The organism is Streptomyces sp. NBC_00554 (assembly GCF_041431135.1).
Classification (GTDB): Bacteria; Actinomycetota; Actinomycetes; order Streptomycetales; family Streptomycetaceae; genus Streptomyces.
The window spans coordinates 1163584-1179629 of the sequence record NZ_CP107799.1 but is presented as its reverse complement, the minus strand read 5'-3'; the positions used below and the strand labels follow the sequence as shown (position 1 = coordinate 1179629).

At 69.4% G+C, this 16046-nt stretch carries 15 protein-coding genes; 3 read left to right on the top strand and 12 right to left on the bottom strand.

All coding sequences use genetic code 11. The annotated features are described in order from the left end of the window. The 7 genes from OG266_RS05375 to OG266_RS05345 all read right to left on the bottom strand — a co-directional run bounded on the left by OG266_RS05375 (position 1) and on the right by OG266_RS05345 (position 7223). A complete protein-coding gene (locus tag OG266_RS05375) occupies positions 1-1398 on the bottom strand; it encodes an FAD-binding oxidoreductase (protein WP_371543313.1) in 1398 nt (465 codons plus the stop codon). Then, entirely contained in the window at positions 1398-2567 is a 1170-nt protein-coding gene (locus OG266_RS05370) for a hypothetical protein (RefSeq protein ID WP_266472620.1), read from the bottom strand. Before OG266_RS05370 ends, OG266_RS05375 begins: the two co-directional genes overlap by 1 nt. 202 nt (positions 2568-2769) lie before the next feature. Further along, entirely contained in the window at positions 2770-3792 is a 1023-nt protein-coding gene (locus tag OG266_RS05365) for an ABC transporter permease (RefSeq protein ID WP_371543309.1), read from the bottom strand. Next, entirely contained in the window at positions 3789-4535 is a 747-nt protein-coding gene (locus OG266_RS05360) for an ABC transporter ATP-binding protein (protein WP_371543306.1), read from the bottom strand. Before OG266_RS05360 ends, OG266_RS05365 begins: the two co-directional genes overlap by 4 nt. 101 nt (positions 4536-4636) lie before the next feature. Next, positions 4637-5839, bottom strand: a complete 1203-nt coding sequence (locus OG266_RS05355; protein ID WP_371543304.1) for an amidohydrolase family protein — start codon at positions 5837-5839, stop codon at positions 4637-4639. Then, positions 5836-6723 (bottom strand): MBL fold metallo-hydrolase, encoded by an 888-nt coding sequence (locus OG266_RS05350; protein ID WP_371543301.1) that lies wholly within the window; start codon positions 6721-6723, stop codon positions 5836-5838. The genes OG266_RS05355 and OG266_RS05350 overlap by 4 nt, the downstream gene beginning before the upstream one ends. Then, the gene (locus tag OG266_RS05345; protein ID WP_371543299.1) at positions 6720-7223 is read right to left on the bottom strand and encodes a flavin reductase family protein; all 504 of its coding nucleotides are present in this window, start codon (positions 7221-7223) and stop codon (positions 6720-6722) included. The genes OG266_RS05350 and OG266_RS05345 overlap by 4 nt, the downstream gene beginning before the upstream one ends. A 105-nt stretch (positions 7224-7328) precedes the next feature. Between OG266_RS05345 and OG266_RS05340 the strand changes: the two genes are divergently transcribed. Both OG266_RS05340 and OG266_RS05335 read left to right on the top strand, forming a co-directional pair. After that, positions 7329-7919: a helix-turn-helix domain-containing protein gene (locus OG266_RS05340; protein ID WP_371543296.1), complete on the top strand. Its 591-nt coding sequence runs from the start codon at positions 7329-7331 to the stop codon at positions 7917-7919. Positions 7920-8009: 90 nt separating this feature from the next. Beyond that, positions 8010-8228, top strand: coding sequence for a hypothetical protein (locus OG266_RS05335; RefSeq protein ID WP_266472610.1), 219 nt, complete (start codon positions 8010-8012; stop codon positions 8226-8228). A gap of 67 nt (positions 8229-8295) precedes the next feature. Here the strand turns inward: OG266_RS05335 and OG266_RS05330 are convergent, their stop codons facing one another. Next, complete coding sequence (locus tag OG266_RS05330; RefSeq protein WP_371543291.1) at positions 8296-10254, bottom strand: nitrate- and nitrite sensing domain-containing protein; 1959 nt, start codon at positions 10252-10254, stop codon at positions 8296-8298. A 254-nt stretch (positions 10255-10508) separates the two neighbouring features. On the opposite strand from OG266_RS05330, the gene OG266_RS05325 reads away from it, so the two are divergent. Beyond that, positions 10509-11120 carry a TetR/AcrR family transcriptional regulator gene (locus OG266_RS05325; RefSeq protein WP_371543288.1) on the top strand — a complete coding sequence of 204 codons (612 nt, stop codon included), beginning with the start codon at positions 10509-10511 and terminating at the stop codon, positions 11118-11120. A 43-nt stretch (positions 11121-11163) separates the two neighbouring features. Here OG266_RS05325 and OG266_RS05320 read toward each other — a convergent pair whose 3' ends face one another. The 4 genes from OG266_RS05320 to OG266_RS05305 all read right to left on the bottom strand — a co-directional run bounded on the left by OG266_RS05320 (position 11164) and on the right by OG266_RS05305 (position 16040). Next, on the bottom strand, positions 11164-12471 hold the full coding sequence (locus OG266_RS05320) for a D-arabinono-1,4-lactone oxidase (RefSeq protein WP_371543285.1): 1308 nt from the start codon (positions 12469-12471) through the stop codon (positions 11164-11166). A 78-nt stretch (positions 12472-12549) separates the two neighbouring features. Beyond that, complete coding sequence (locus OG266_RS05315; protein WP_371543282.1) at positions 12550-13821, bottom strand: MFS transporter; 1272 nt, start codon at positions 13819-13821, stop codon at positions 12550-12552. 36 nt (positions 13822-13857) lie between these two features. Continuing rightward, the gene (locus OG266_RS05310) at positions 13858-15111 is read right to left on the bottom strand and encodes an amino acid deaminase/aldolase (protein WP_371543279.1); all 1254 of its coding nucleotides are present in this window, start codon (positions 15109-15111) and stop codon (positions 13858-13860) included. Positions 15112-15173: 62 nt separating this feature from the next. Next, positions 15174-16040 (bottom strand): SDR family NAD(P)-dependent oxidoreductase, encoded by an 867-nt coding sequence (locus OG266_RS05305; RefSeq protein WP_329544111.1) that lies wholly within the window; start codon positions 16038-16040, stop codon positions 15174-15176. Between the last annotated feature and the right edge of the window lie 6 nt (positions 16041-16046).

The following is a 16046-nucleotide window of genomic DNA, read 5'->3' as shown; positions in this document are numbered from 1 at the left end:
TCAGCGCGCTCCCAGGAGGTGGCCGGGGTTGAGCAGCCCCAGCGGGTCGGCGGTGCGGGCGGTGGCACGGACGAGGTCGAGGCGCCGGTCGACGTACCAGTTGTGGACGTCATGGACGCCGACACCCAAGGCTTCCAGGGCGGCGATCCCCTCGTACACGGTGGCTTCGTCCTGGTAGTGCGCCATCAGCATGCCGACGGTCCCCGAGCGCATCCCCTCCAGGTGCAGCACCGTCCCGGGGAAGACGGCCTTGACCGCCGCCGGGTCGCCGAGCAGTACGTCGCCGCCGATCTCCAGGTGGAAGTAGCCGTCCTGGGCCTTCATCAGGTGGTACGTGGGGTGGTTGAAGGAGAGCGAGGAGATGAGGGCGGGACCGCGCGGTGCGGGACGTACCTCGGTCACCCGGCCGCCGTGCTTCTCGATGATCGAGCGGGCGTCGTCCTCGGCCCGCTCCTCGATGATCGCGCGGACGCTGAGCGCGGCCGGGTCGAGGGCCGGGTCGGCCTCGAAGGTCTCGACGAGGCCGGGCTCGTCGAGGGAGACCAGGCGCGGGGCGGGCTCCAGGCCTACGAGGTCGGAGAGCGCTGCGGTGGCGGCGGTCCAGGTGTCGAAGGAGGCGAAGAGGCCGGTCCAGTCCCGGGCCGGCTGGAGGGCGACAGTCGCGGTCGCGGTGATGCCGGTGGTGCCGTAGGCGTGGATGTACGGGAGGGCTTCCTCGCCGCGTACGGTGAAGGGCTCGGCCTCCGCTGTGCACGGGACGACGGTCAACTCCCGTACGAAACCGTCCCCGTTGGTGCCGTTGGCGAGCGATCCGGTGCCGCCGTTCCCGCCGCAGAGGAAGCCGCCGAGCGATGTCCCGAAGGTGGAGGGGAACATCCACAGCTCCTGGCCCAGCGTGCGCGCATGCGCCTCCAGGTCGGACATCTTCGCGCCCGCCTCGGCCCTGATCCACCCGTCGCCCGCGCCCAGGACGCGTCCGCATCCGGTGAGGTCGAGGACTGCGCCGCCATGGAGCGGGATCGCCTGGCCGTAGTTGCCGGTGCCCTTGCCGCGCGGGGTGAGCGGGATGCGCAGACGATGGGCGAGGGCGACGAGGGGCTGGATCTGCTCGTACGACGACGGGCGAAGCACCACCTCGGCGCGGCCGGCGGGGAGCTTGGCGGCGAGGATCGGCGACATGTGCGCCCAGTCGCGGGACGCCTTGTCGAGGGCGGAGTCCTCGCGTACGACGGCATCCTCGCCCAGGAGTGCGGCAGCCTCTGTACAGAATTCGTCGATGCCGGGGGTGCGGTGCGTGGTACTTCCTCCGGCGTCCAATACCGCCTCGTCCGCGACCAGTTCGGTCATCCGGCGCAGTTCGGCGGCGGACAGGGTCGTGCCCTTGGGGTCGACGGCCATCACTTCATTCCGATCTTGGTGTCGATGAATTCGTTGGTCATCAGGTCTTCGGCGCTGAGCCCGGCCGGGATCTTGACGCCGCTCTCGGTGAGGATCGGCCCGAAGGTCTTCAGGGAGTCGGTCACCCGCGTCTTGTCGAAGCTCGCGATCGATCCGTCGGCCTCGTTGCCGAGGATGCCGAGCTCGACCATCTCCTTGGCGGCGTACTGGCCGGTGCCCTTGGAGTAGACCCAACTCGTGGCGTACTGCTTGACGATGTCGTCGATGAGCGTGACCGCGGTGTCCGGTGCGGCGGCGAAGTCGGCGGCCGACTGCTGGATGACGGGAACCAGCTTCTTGAGGCAGGGGCTGAGCTTCTTCAGTGCACCGGTGCGGACGGAGAGTGCCTCCGGGTAGACGGTGTAGCCGACATCGGCCAGCAGCTGGTACTTGACCGGCTTCTTCCAGGCGGTGACCTCGTGCTCGTAGATGTACGGTTCCGCGGTCGCGAAGCCCTGCTGCGCGATGGAGGGGTCGGCGACGAAGCGGGACGGGGCGCTGTCGTAACTCCCGTCCAGCTGGCTCTTCTTGATGAGACCCTTCGCCACCAGCATCGGGGCGAAGACCTCGCCGTCGCGGTACACGACCTTGGCGCCGCTCTTGCCGATGTCGGCGACGGTCTTCCAGTCCGGGTGGGTCTCGGGGTCCCACATCAGGACCTGCGGGCTCTTCTTCATCAGCGCGGCGACGGCGGTGACGGGCTGCTTGCCCGCTGACTGGATGGCGCTGTCGGTGGTGACCATGCCGAGGGTGATGGACTGGTCGATGTACATCTGCGAGGCGGGGGTCTGGTATCCGACGGCCGAACCGCCCGCCCGTACCTGGATCTTGACGCCGGTGTCCTTGCCGCCGATGACGAGGGGGCCGGTGACCCGCTTCTTGTCGGTGTCGACGGTGTAGCCGGGGCCGACGAGGTTGTAGACCGGACCGTGTTCGGCCTCGGGCTCCCAGTCGGCCTGGACGACGACGGTGGCGGGGCAGACCTTGTCGAGGCGCTGAGCGGCGGGAGCAGGCTTGAGGTCGGTGGACGAACCGGCGGCGGTGGTGGCGCCGGCTCCGCAGCCGGTGGCGGCGAGAAGGAGCGAGGCGCTCAGTCCCGCAACAAGGCTTCTTCTGGCGGAAATTGGCATGACTGTCTCCCGGAAGGGGCTCTGAGGGGAAGCGGAGAGGGGGTGGGGACGGCTGAGCAGTTCGGGTGAAGTCCGCTGCGGTTGGGAAGCGCCCTGAAGGGGCGCGGGGAACTGCGCGACCAGCCAGGACGGTGCCGCAGACGGCCGACGGCATATCGCGGCCCCGCGGCGGAGCCGCACATCGGCACAGCCGGCGGAGCGCTCAGCTGCGGCCGGACGCGTGCCAGGAGCCGATGGCGAGGCGGGACAGGAACGTGAAGAGCGCGAAGACGGCGACCCCGAAGAGGGAGGCCAGAATGATCGCGGCGAAGAGGTCCTCGGACTGGAGCCGTGAGCGATAGATGTCGAGGAGGGTGCCGATTCCGGCCGCACCCTGCTTGAAGAACATGTCGCCGACGATCGCGCCGATGACGGAGAGCCCGGAGGAGGTACGCAGCCCGGTGAAGATGGCGGGGAGCGCCGCGGGCAGTTCCAGCTTGCGCAGGCGGTCCCAGCGGCTCGCCTTCTGGAGGGTGAAGAGGTCGTGGTGCGCGCGGTCCACGGACTGCAACCCGAAGAGGGTGTTGGCGATCAGCGGGAAGAGGGCGATGAGGACGCAGACCACGACCCGGCTGGTGAAGCCGAAGCCGAACCAGAGGCCGATGAGGGGGACGATGGCGAGGATCGGGACCGTCTGCAGGATGACGGCGTAGGGATAGAGGGAGCGCTCCAGCCAGCGGGCGCGGCTCATCACGACGGCCCCGGTGATGCCGAGGGCGGCGGCGATGGCGAGTCCGGCGATGGCGACCTGCGCGGTGAGGGCGAGGGCCTGGAGCATGGGCTGCAGGTGGGTCCAGTCGAGGACGGCGACCTGGAGGACCTGATGCGGGGGCGGCACGAGGAAGCGGCGGGCGGGAGCGAGGAGCAGGTAACTCACCGCGTACCAGAGGCCGATGGCGACGGCGAGCGAGCCGATGGGGGCGAGTAGGGCGAAGGGGCCCCGGCGTGTGCGGACGGACGCCTCGGCGGCCGGGGAAGGCTCGACTGTGGCGCCGGCGGCAGCATCGGACTGGTGCACGGGGGTCTTCGCCTCGTGGGTCGGAGCGCCAGCGCTCCGACCGGTGACGGCAGGTTCGGAGGCCGCGGACGTTGCGCCGGGGTTCGGGCCGGCTGCGACCGAGGCAGCAGTGGTTGCGTGGGCAGTCGGCGCGTCGGTGGCCGTGGCAGCCGGGGTGTTCGTACTCACTGGGCCTCTCCTCGCAGGGCCCCGGAGACCGCGCCCGCGATCGCGGCGAACTCCGGTTCGTAACGGAGCGATGCGGGCCTTGGGTGGGCGAACGGGACCTCGAACTCGGCGGTGATACGTCCAGGTCGGGCCGACATCACCACGACCCGGTTGGCCAGGAAGACCGCCTCGGTCACCGAGTGCGTGATGAAGAGACCCGCGAACCCCGTCTCGGCGAAGATCCGCTGGAGCTCCTCCTGCATACGAAGCCGGGTCATCTCGTCCAGCGCGCCGAAGGGTTCGTCGAAGAGAAAGAGCGCGGGGCTCATCATCAGCGCGCGGGCCAGCGAGACCCGCATCCGCATCCCGCCCGAGAGCTGTCCCGGCAACTGCTCCTCGAAGCCGTCGAGGCCGACGAGACGGATGGCGTCCATGGCACGCTCGTGCCGTTCGGCCTTGGGACGGCCGGCCAGTTCGGCGGGCAGTGCCACATTGGCGAGGACGCTGCGCCAGGGCAGCAGGGTGGCGTCCTGGAAGACGTAGCCGATATCCCCGCCCGGGGTGCTGATCTCGCCCGCGCTGGGGGCATCGAGACCGGAGGCGAGCCGCAGCAGGGTGGACTTGCCGCATCCGGAGGGGCCGACGACTGCGACGAACTCCCCTGCACCGACATGGAGTTCCACTCCCGAGAGCGCGGTGGTCCGGTTGTCGAAACGCTTGTCGACGGCTACGAAGCTCAGCGCCGTCTGCACTGCTGTCGCCACGTCGACTCCTTCCTTTGGACCTGTGATGCATTCACCGATGTTCGTAGCATCAACATTCTTTGTTTCGGGGTGATGTCCCGGGCGTTTACGCCCGGGACTAGTCAGAGCGCTTCGCGGATCACCGTGGTACGGCTCACCGCTCGCCCGCCCTTGAAGACGATCCGGTCCGGGTACGAGGCACCGACAACCCCGGAGAGCGAGTCGGCCCGTACGGCGAGGAGGTCGGCGATCGCACCCTCGTACGGCCCTGCGACGGGCAGCCCGAGGACCGTGCGGGCGCCGGTGGTCACCGCGTGGACGGCCTCGGGCAGCGTCAAGTGACCTGCTACGACGAGGAGTCCAGCGGTCTCCAGGGGATCGGCCCTGCCCACCGGGTTGAACGGGTCACGGATGTTGTCGCCGCCCCCGGCCAGGGGCACGCCCGCGTCCAGGAGGGCGCGTACGGCGGTCAGACCGCGTGGAGTGCGGGCAGGGGTGTCGCGGCCCTGGAGGTAGAGGTTGGTGAGCGGCAGTGCGACGACCCCGATCCCGGAGGCCGCCGCCTCCTTGGCGATCCGGGCTGCCTCGGCCGGGTCCAGGCCTCCCAGTCCCACACAGTGGCCGGCGGTCGCACCGTGGGCGAAGCCCCGCTCCCGTACCGCCTGGGCGAGCAGCAGCAGATCCTTCGGATCCGGACGGAGATGCTCGTCCGCATGCAGATCGACGCCGACGCCGTGCCGCTCGGCGATGGTCAGGGCGCGGGCGACAGCGGCCTGCGGGTCCTCGGAGAGGTGCGGGCAGCCACCGAGCAGGTCGGCCCCCAACTCCAGTGCCTCGTCGAGGACTTCGTCGGGTGCCTCGATGTGCAGCACGGCGATCTGCAGTGCGACCCGCTCGCTCAGCTCCTCGCGCAGCCGCAACAGCGCCCGAATCCCCCGGAGCGGATCGGGGCCGGGCAGGACGTCGGCGTGGGTGCGGACGGCGGTCGCACCATTGGCGACCAGTTCGTCCAGGGCACGGCGGGCCCTGACCAGCACGTCCTCCTCCGTCACCTGCTCGGCATAGCCGTGCCAGGCGTCGACCGCCCCCGGCAGGTCGCAGGGCGGGGCGCCGGCCAGGTCCCAGGTGAGGGCTTTGTCGAGGTGGGCGTGGGGTTCGGCGGGGGCGGGCAGCAGGATGAAGCCGGAGAGGTCCATCTCCTCGCGTATGGAGGGGAGTTGACCGGCCGGTGCGACGGCCGACACCCGCCCGTCCTCGATCAGTACGTCCCGGACCTGCCCTTCGGGCAGCCGCGCCCCGCGCAGCACCAGTGCCGTCACCGTCATCGTGCGTCCCCGTTCTCCGGTGCCGTGAGTACCGCGAAGCCGTCGAACGCGTGCCACATCGCGGGCGCGCCGAACATGTCCTGGCGGCGGACCGGGCGGGTCCGTCCGCGTACCACCTGATCGAAGGCTTCGGCGACCCGTCCCACGAAGCAATGGTCCTCACGGTGGCGGAGGTTGTGCCCCAACAGTGCGGTCCTGACCGGGAGTTCGGCCAGTCGCCGAGTCGTTGCGGCGAAGGCGGGTACATCGGCGCCCGGCACATGGGCGAACAAAGGGCCGCTGATCAGGGTGTCGCCGGCGAGGAGCTGGCCGCTCTCCGGCTCCCAGAGGCAGATGCCGTCGGGCGAGTGGCCGGGGGTGTGCAGGACGTGCAGCCTCCGCCCGCCCAGGTCGAGGTGCTCCCCTTCCCTGAGCAGCCGGGTCGGTCGCACCGCGTCGATACGCCACTGGGTCAGTTCGGGGATGGGCCGCACCTCGATCCGCGAGTCGGTGAGGAAGAAGCCCTCGGCGGAGAGTGCGCTCAGCTCGATGTAGCGCTGTCGCATGTCCTGGGCGACGTGCTCGTACATCTCGAGCCACTCGCGCGGTGCGGGCTCGCCGTGCAGGTTCCCGCCCGCCTCGTGGACGGCGAATTCCTTGGCCTCGCCCACAAGCGAGGCGTTGCCGCCCCGGTGGTCGTAGTGGTGGTGGGAGTTGACGACGAGCAGCGGCAGCGAGGTCAGCGCTCGCACCTCGCGCCCGATGTCCCCGATGCCCATCCCGGTGTCGTACAGCAGGGCGAGGTCGTCGCCCACGACGAGATAGCTGTTGACGTGCCCGGGCTCGGCGAGGAGGAAGGTCCCGGGCCCGGTCTCCTGTACGGAGAACCAGTCGCGCCCGCTCATGCGCCGATGCCGTGGTAGCGGCGGGCGTGGTGGACGAGGGCGCTGATCCGGCCTCGGCCGGGGATGATTTCCTCGATGTCGGCGATCAGCAGCAGGTGGTCCCCGGCCGCCACCTCTTCCCGTACGCGGCACACGACGGCGTACGTGCTCTGCGTGAGCAGCAGCGGCACACCTCCCTCTCCCGTCGTCCAATCCAGCCCGGCGAACCGGTCGGCGGCCGGATCGGCGAACCGCCGTGAGACGGATTCGCCGTTCGCGGCAAGGATGTTGAGGGCGAGCCTGCCGCCGTCCTGGAGCAGCGGCAGGGTGCGGCTGCCGCGCTGGACGCCGATCGCTATCAGCTCCGGCGTGCGGCTGAGGCTCATCACGGCGGTGCTGGTGAATCCGGCAGGTGTGCCATCGGCTGCGGCGGCGGTCACCACGCAGACGCCGCCGGCGAGGGCAGCCATGGCATCGAGGAATCCGGCCGTGGCGGGCCGGTCGGCGGTGGTCGCGGTCATTCGGGCTCCTCGCCTAGAATGTTCGTCACATCAACATTGAGCGTAAGAGGTATGTGTTTCGCGGGAGTAAATCCCACTCCGAAGTGACCGCTTAGGATCTCCGTCATGGCAGACCGCCCCACCGAAACCCCCGCCGATCCGGACCAGCAGCTCGGCAACGCGATCCGACGGCTACGCAAGGAGCGCGGCCTTACCCTGGTCCAACTCGCGGGCAGCGCAGGCCTTTCGCACCCCTTCCTCAGCCAGCTGGAGCGCGGGCTGACCCGCCCGAGCATGCCCTCGCTGCACCGGATCGCCCAGGCGCTCGGCACCACCCAACAGGCCCTGCTGGCGCACTCGGCGACCTCCCCCGCCGACATCCATGTCGTACGGGAAGGGACCGGCACCCCCGTCGTCAACAGCGGCGGCTCGGCGCGGATGCTCGGGGCACCCCAATTCGCCGTCCATCCGGTCGAATACACGGGAGGACCCACCGACTTCGAGGAGTACTACGACCACCCGGGCGACGAGTTCCTCTATGTGGTTCACGGCGCGATCGAAATCGACCTACTGGGCCCCGGCGGCCGCGAACTGCACCGCCTCCACGCCGGTGACAGTCTGCTCTACCCAGGCGGAACCCCGCACCGCTGGCGGGTTCTGGAGGATCAGGACCCCTCCGCGGTGCACATTCTCACCGTGCAGAACGCCCCTCGCTAAATCTCCGGGCGACCCCGCTGACCAGCGGCGTCAGACCGCTGCGATGGTCGCCGAGCTGCGTGACGGCCGGTTCCGGCGCATGGTGGAGTTATGGACGAGAGCCCCCCTGTGGTCGTGCTTCCGCCACAGTCGGACGGAGGGCGGCGGGTGACGGTCCAGGGCGAGCGCATGGGCACTGCGTACAGCCTGTTCGACGTGCTGGAATACCTTCACCGTGCGGGTCTGCCCACAACGGATACGGCCATCGACGACCCCGAGCTGATCGAGTGGCGCGGCGGAGGGCCGTACGACTGGAGCAACACCGTATGACAGCCCGCACGCCGTGACACGACACGCGGGCACGGTGACGCGAACGGCTGCGAGCACCGGCGTGAACTCACAGGGCTGCGGAGGTGATTGAGGTATCCGCTGCCTGGACGATCGTTGCGGGCAGGGCTACGTACGCTGTCACGCCCGAGCCCTGTGTGGGCCGCAACTCGGCATGGGCGCCGAGGCGATCGGAGAGCGCGCCGACGACATGGTGGCCGAGGAACCGGGTGGGCGCCGCGAGCAGGGAGCCACCCTTGCCGGACAGCAGGGCGTTGGCCTGGGCCATCCGCTCCGCCGTCATGCCGATGCCCCGGTCGACGACCGCGAGGCAGTACTCGCCGCCGTCCCGCCAGCCGTAGAGCTCGACGGGCTGCTTGGGCGAGCTGAACATCAGCGCGTTCTCCACCAACTCGGCGAGCAGGTGCGAGAGTTCGGCGACGCAGTGGCCGCGGATGCGGCAGTGTTCGATGTCGGTGACGGCGACCCGCTGGTACTGCTCGACCTCGGAGATGGCCGACTGCACCACCTCGGTGACGGTGACCGTGCCGGGCCAGGGGCGCGCCGGGGACTCCTCGCCGGCAAGGACGAGCAGGGACTCGGCGTTGCGGCGCATGCGTGTGGCCAGGTGGTCGAGTTCGAAGAGCTCGGCGAGTGCGTCAGGGTCGAGCTCCTGGCTCTCCAGGGTGGTGATCAGGCCCAGCTGGCGGATGAGGAGGGACTGGTTGCGGCGGCCCAGGCTGGCCAGGGACTCGGTGCTGTTGCGGCGCAGGACGGTCTGCTCGGCGGCGAGACGGACGGCTGTGCGCTGGACGTTGTGCAGGGCGGCGACCAGCCGGGTGATCTCCCGTGCGGTACCCGGGACTTCGGCCGTCTTGGGATCCTCGGGCAGCGGGGTGTCGGGGTCGGCCTCCTGGATGCGCTTGACCGCCTCCGCGAGCCTGGTGCCCGCGACCGCGTCCGCCTCGTCGGCCAGTGCGCCCAGGGGACGGGTGATGGAGCGGGCCGAGAACACCGCGAGTGCGGAGGCGACGGCGAGGATCAGCGCGCCCAGGCCCAGGAAGCCGATGAGCTGCCGGGTGGCCGCGTCGCCGGTCCGGCCCGCTCCTGCCCGTACGTCGTCACCGACCTGTTTCTGGACGGCGTGCAGATCGTCGACGAGCGTCGTCATGTCGGTCCACCAGCGGGTGGGGGCGACATCGAGGGGTGAGCCGTCGGCGCCCGCTTCGGCCTTGGCCTCGTACGCGGTGACGCGGCGGGCCGCGGCCGTCTTGAAGGCTCGGTCGAGGGCGGACTCCTCGTCACCGCCTGCGAGTTGGCGGAACTGGCCGAGGTCGGCGACACGGGTGGCCCGGATCTCGGTGAAGTCGAGGTACTCGCCGGAACGGAACCCCTTCGCGGCGAACACGCCGTTCAGGGAACCGCGTTCGAGGGCGACGGCCTCCGTGGCGCGGGCCAGGGCCTGCAACGCCTGCACACCTTGGGCGATACCGCGATCGCCGTCGGGCACGCCGGTCGATTCGGCGTCGATCAGGGCGGTGACGGCCGCGGTGTAGAAGCGGAGGGTGACGGTGCGGTCGGCGGTGCCGGTGTCGACGCCGGTACGGGTGCCGGTGAGGTCGGCGAGGGGGAGCTGGGCCCGGCGGAGTGCGGAGGCTGCGGCCTCGTGCAGATCACCGCTCTCCGCCGAGAGCACCCCCGTCAAGGATGTGCGGGCGTCATCGGTGCGCGCCCGCGCCTCGCGGACGTCGTCCTGGTACTCCTCGTCGCCGCCCAACAGGCCGTTGGTGAGGCCGCGTTCACGCTGGAGCTCACGGACGAGGTCCTGCACCCGCAGCAGGACGATGACCTGCGACTCCGTGGCCCGCGCTGCGGACCAGTCATGGGCGCGGTCGACGACGCCCAGCCCGGTGAGGGCGAGGAGCAGACAAGTGGGTACGGCAAGGACGATGGCCACACGGCCGCGGATGGAGCCCCAGCCGGGAATGCGGACGGACTGGTCAGGTCGGCGAATTCGGTTCCCCGTCATGCCCCGTGAGGCTAGAGGCGGCCCGGCGAGCCCCTCGTTTCCCGTGCGTAAGACGTCGATGCACAGGTACTCACCCGGCATGCGAAGCGGCGGTGAGGGAAGCATCGGATTCCGCGGTCGGCCTGTGGATGAGGGTATGGGTCGTTCCCGATATTCGAAGTCGAGCATGCAGCTCACAGGGTTTTGGTCAATCGTCCAAGACGCGAGTTAGCATGTGAGGTGAACGTAGTCGACCTCAGGAGAACGGCAGACGAATGGCCCGCATGGCGGCGAAGGACCGACGGGAAGCACTGATCGCGGCGGCGATTCGGGTGATGGTCCGCGATGGAGTGGCGAAGGCGACGACGCGCGCCATCGTCAACGAGGCCGACATGCCGCTGGGGGTCTTCCACTACTGCTTCGACTCGCGTGAGGACCTCCTCGATGAGGTCATCACGCGATTTACCAACAGCAGTGGCGCGGCGGCACGGAAGGCGTTCGCCGGGGAAGGCGATCTCGGCGACCGCATCACCGGGAGTCTGTACGCGTTCTGGGAGGGCGTGGAGCTCGCCCCGGGCGAGCATCAGGTGGGATACGAGCTCACCCACTACGCCTTGCGCCAGGCCGGCTTCGAGGAGTTGGCGCGCCGGCAGTACGCCCACTACCTGGAAGTTCACGAGGAAGTCCTGGAGGAGGCGGCCACGAGCGCCGGCATCGAATGGACGGTGCCTCTGCCCGTCCTCGCCCGCTACCTGAACGCGGTGCTCGACGGGGTCACCCTGTGCTGGCTGGTCGACCGGGACGGCGAACGCAGCCGGGAGGTGCTCCAGCTGACCGCTGAGCACCTCGTGACCCTCGCCCGCAAGCCCGACCCCGACCTGGACTGAAACCTGGCTTCATCGCCGGACACGTACTGCTCGCCGGGTGTCCTCAGTCCCCCAGCACGCGGCGCAGATAGTCGTTGCCGAAGCGCCGTTCCGGATCGAGGCGGTCCCGTACGGCGGTGAACTCACCGAAACGCGGATAGGCCTTGGCGAAGTAATCGGCGTCGCGCGTATGCAGCTTGCCCCAGTGCGGGCGCCCCTCGTACGCGGTGAAGATCCGCTCGGCGGCGTCGAAATAGGCTTGGTACGGCGTGCCCTTGTACACATGGACGGCGATGTACGCGCTGTCGCGGCCGGTCGCCGGGGAGAGCGGGATGTCGTCCGCGGGGGCCGTGCGGACCTCGACGGGGAAACCGATCCGCAGATCCGAGCGGTCGACCATGGTCTTCAGTTCGCGCAGGGCTTCGACAAGGGCGTGGCGCGGGACGGCGTACTCCATCTCGATCATGCGCACGCGGCGCGGACTGGTGAACACCTTGTAGGGGATGTCCGTGTACGTCCGTGCCGAGAGACCGCGGCTGGTGATCTTCGCGATCCCGGGGATTGTGGCGGGCGCGGCCCGGCCCAGCGAACTGAGCGCCTGGAAGACGCCGTTGGCGAGGAACTCGTCCTCGAACCATCCTCTGAGCCTGCCGACAGGGGCGGTCGGGCCCGCGCTGCGGTTGTTGCTCAAGGTGTTGCAGTTCTCGGTGTGCGGAAACCAGTAGAACTCGAAGTGCTCGTTCTCCGCGATGAGTTCGTCGAAGGAATCCGTGACCCTGTCGAAGGTCATCGGTTCCTCGCGTGCGGTGAGCAGGAAGAGCGGCTCGACGGCGAAGGTGATCGCGCTGATCACTCCGAGCGCGCCCAGACCGATCCGGGCCGCGGCGAAGATCTCCGGGTTCTCCTTCGACGAGCAGGTGAGTACAGAACCGTCGGCCGTGACCAGCTCAAGTCCCTTGATCTGTGCGGCGATCGAAGCCGAGTCGCGCCCTGTGCCATGCGTTCCGGTGCTGGTCGCGCCGGAGACCGTCTGTTCCATGATGTCGCCCATGTTCGTGAGCGACAGTCCCTCGCGGGCCAGGGCCACGTTCAGGTGCTTCAGGGGTGTGCCGGCCTCCACGGTGACCGTGCCCGCCTCGCGGTCGATCTTCCGTATGCCGGTGAGGAGTTGGGGCCGGATCATCACGCCGTCGGTCGCGGCGGCTGCGAAGGAGTGTCCGGTGCCGACGGCCTTCACCTTCAGGCCGTCGTCGGCGGCCTTCCGTACGGCGGCGGAGAGCTCCTCGACGGAGGCGGTAGTCACCTCCCGTACGGGACGGGCAGTGACGTTCCCGGCCCAGTTGCGCCATGTACTGCTCGTGCCGATCGGCATCTGCCGGGTCCTTCCAGGTTCTGGTCTTTTCATCAACTGCGAGTCGGCCTACGCCGGTTGGGAGGCAGCTGGGTGTCCTCATCTGACGGAACGGATTCGGTAGACGAGCGCGGCTCCGACGGCCGCCGTGACACCTACGGCGGTGAACAGGAGGGCATAGCCGCGGTCGGAGGTGATGATGAAGCTGGCGATCAGGGGAGCCAGCGTCGGGGGGACGACCGAGCCGATGCTCATGATGCCGAGATCCTTTGCCCGGCTCTCGGCGTCGGGCAGGACCTGGGTGATCAGTGCCTGGTCGACGGCCATGTAGGCACCGAACCCGCCACCCATGAGTGCCGACGCGATCAGCGCGACCGTCATGCTCGGGAAGCCGGCGAGAAGAAAGCCGGAGACGGCCTGGAGTACGGCCGCCAGCGCGACGAAGATCCGTCGTCGGCCGAGACGGTCGGACAGCACACCGGCCACCGTGGTGGCCAGGATTCCCGCGAGCAGGTAGACGACGGTGACCGCCAGCAGGCTGCTCTCCGGGTCCGAGACCCTCAGGTCGTCGGTGAGGAAGTACAGCATGTAGCAAGTGCCCAGTGAGTTGGCCAGGTTGACCAGCAGTCGTCCGCCGAAGGCCCAGGCGAAATCGCGGTTCCTGAGCGAGCTGCCCATGGAAGCGATCACCAGGTGCAGCCGCAGCGGGGGCTCGGTGTCGTACGTGGTGTCGCGGTAGGCCGCCAGGAACGGCACGACACAGAGGATCAGGAGTACCGCGAGGACGGCGTAGCTGTGTGTGAAGGAGAGGCCGAAGGACGAGACGATGGCGATTCCGGCCACCACGCCGAGGGCCTGGGGGCCGTATATGGCGCTGGAGATCATGCCGCGCTGCGGCACGGGTACGCGGTCGGCGATGACAGCGGTCAGACCGGCGGTGGCGGCGCTCAGCCCCAGCATGCTGGCCCCCCAGGCCACACTCACGCCTGTCACTGATCTCTGTTCACCGGTGACGATCAATCCGGCGGCGAATGTCAGCGCACCGGCGCCGAGCCAGATCCTTCGTCGGCCGAAGCGGTTGCGGGAGCGGTCGCACAGCGCTCCGCACAGCGGCAGGGCGAGCAGTGCGACCAGCCCGGAGATGCCGTTGACGATGGCGAAGTCGCGCACCTTGGACGCCGGACTGATCGCCTCCAGTTGCTGCGGGAGCAGCAGCTGGAGGGGCACGAGGTTCGCCATCCAGTAGCCGAACCAGACCAGGCTGAACAAGGTGGTCCAGCTGCGCGAGACGGGTTCGGCCGGTCCTTGGGCGGAAGCCGGCCCGACGGACGCCACCAGGAGGGGCGTCGCGGATTCGGACTCGGTGGACATCGGGCCTCCGGGGGATGAGGGGCCTGGAAGGGGACGTCAGAGGAAGGCGTGGCCTTCACCGCGGTATGTCGGGACCTGCTCGACGATCTGCGAGCCGGATACGAGATGGAGGGCGTTCACGCGTTCGCACAGTTCGCCGGCCTTGGCATGCCGGAACCACACATGGTCACCGAGCCCGAGCCCCTCGGCCGCCGCGCCGAGGACCGGGGTCTGGACCTCCCCCGCCCCCTCCCTCGGGTTCATCCGCAGGCCCTGGGGCCAGCTCAGAGTGGGCAGGCGGTCGTTTCCGGGCGGGCCGGAGGCGATCCATCCGCCTCCGAGAACAGTGGCGATCCTGGTGGTCGGGCGGCGCACGACGGACATGACGTAGTAGGCGGAGGGCCGGGGGCGGAAGCGGCGGTAGTGGTCGAACAGCCCGGGGCCGTAGAGGCCGGAGCCTGCACCGATCTCGGTGATGACGTCCTCGGACGAGGTCTGCTCTATGGAGCCGGTGCCGCCGCCGTTGACGAACTCCAGCGGTGCGACGGCTTCGACGGCGGCGACGGCTGCGGCCCGGCGATCGGCCAGTTCGCGGGCGGAGAGGTGCTGCATCGCGCGGACCGCGAGTCGCTTGAGGGGAGAGCCGGGCTGGTTGTCACCCAGTCCGGCGATCTGGCCCTCGTAGGACATGACGCCGACGAGTTCGAACCCGGCTCGGCCCACGATCGCCCGGGCGAGCGACGCGGCCTGTTGCGGAGTGTGGACAGGGGAGCGGTACGGGCCCAAGTGCAGTCGGCCGCCAGCCAGTTCCAGGGATGCGTCCAGGTCGATACAGAGGCGGATGTCGGGCCGGGAAGAGCCCACCACCTCGTCGATGAAGTCCAGCTGGCCGACCGAGTCGACCATGAGGGTGATGCGTGAGGCCGCACGTTCGTCCGCTGCCAACCGCTTCAAGGCTGTGCGATCCGCTGTCGGATATCCGATGACCACGTCCGCGTGCTCTTCGGCCAGCCACAGGGCCTCGGGCAGGGTGAAGGCGAGAATGCCGTGGTAGCCCTGCCGCTCGGCCGCACGCGTGATCAGATCGCGGCTGCGCACCGACTTGCTGGCCAGGCGGATGGTGGCGCGGCCCTCGGCCCTGCGCGCCAGCTCGGCGGCGTTCGCGTCGAAGGCGTCCAGGTCCACCACGGCGAACGGCGGATCCAAGTGCTCGGTCGCCCTGGAGAGTTGTGCCATCCGGTCCTCGCTCAGGCCGGCGATGGCGGAGACAGCCGATTTCACGTCCGGCCGGGACACCACATGTGCGCTCACAACTGCACCCTTCTGGATTGTTCGTATCGCCGGCCGGTCAAGGCGGCCGGCGGCAGGACCGGTCAGGAAACCGACCGGTGCGGGGTCTCGGATGCGTCGGACGTGCGGGTCTTCCCGTCGGAGACGAGCCGCTCCCTCTGGCGCACGCCTCTGGCCTCGGCCCGAGGGAGCACCCAGCGCATCAGTCGCGGGAACACACCGGCGATCCGCTGGAAGCGTCCGGCGAGGGGCGGGAACACCACCTCGACCGGTTTGGAGACGATCGCGTCGACGACGGCCTTCGCGATCTGCTCCGGCGCGTACGACTTCTCGGCAAAGGAGATCGCGGACGTGGGGTCGGCCATCTCCTGGTCGAGCATCTTCGTCCGGGTGGACGGCGGGTGGATGATCGTGAAGTCCAGGGGGCCGTTCCGCTCCTCCAGCGCGACGCTGTGGTGGAAGCCCCGCATCGCGTACTTGCTGGCGCCGTAAGTGGAGTATCCCGGCAGGGGCAGGAACGAGGTCATGCTGCAGACGTTGATGATGTGGCCGCTGCCCCGCTCGGTCATGCGGCGGAGCGCCGTGTGCACGCCCGTGATGGTCCCGAGCAGGTTGACCTCGACGATGTCGCGGTGCTGCTGGAGGCTGAGGTCCCGCGCATGTCCGGTGTGGGTGATCCCCGCGTTGTTGATCAGGACATCGACGGCACCGAGCTGCGCTTCGGTCGCGTCGAACGCCTTGGCCCAGCCCTCCGGGTCCCTGATGTCCAGTACGCAGCCTGCGGCGCGGTCGCCCAGTCGGCGGGCGGCGGAATGGACGGCTTCCCCGTTGACGTCCGTCAGCATCACGCGATGACCGCGGGCCACCGCCAGCGCGGCTATCGCCGCGCCGATCCCGTCGGCGGCCCCAGTCACCAGCACGACCTGGCTTCTCTCCGAGTTTCGGCTCATGCTCAC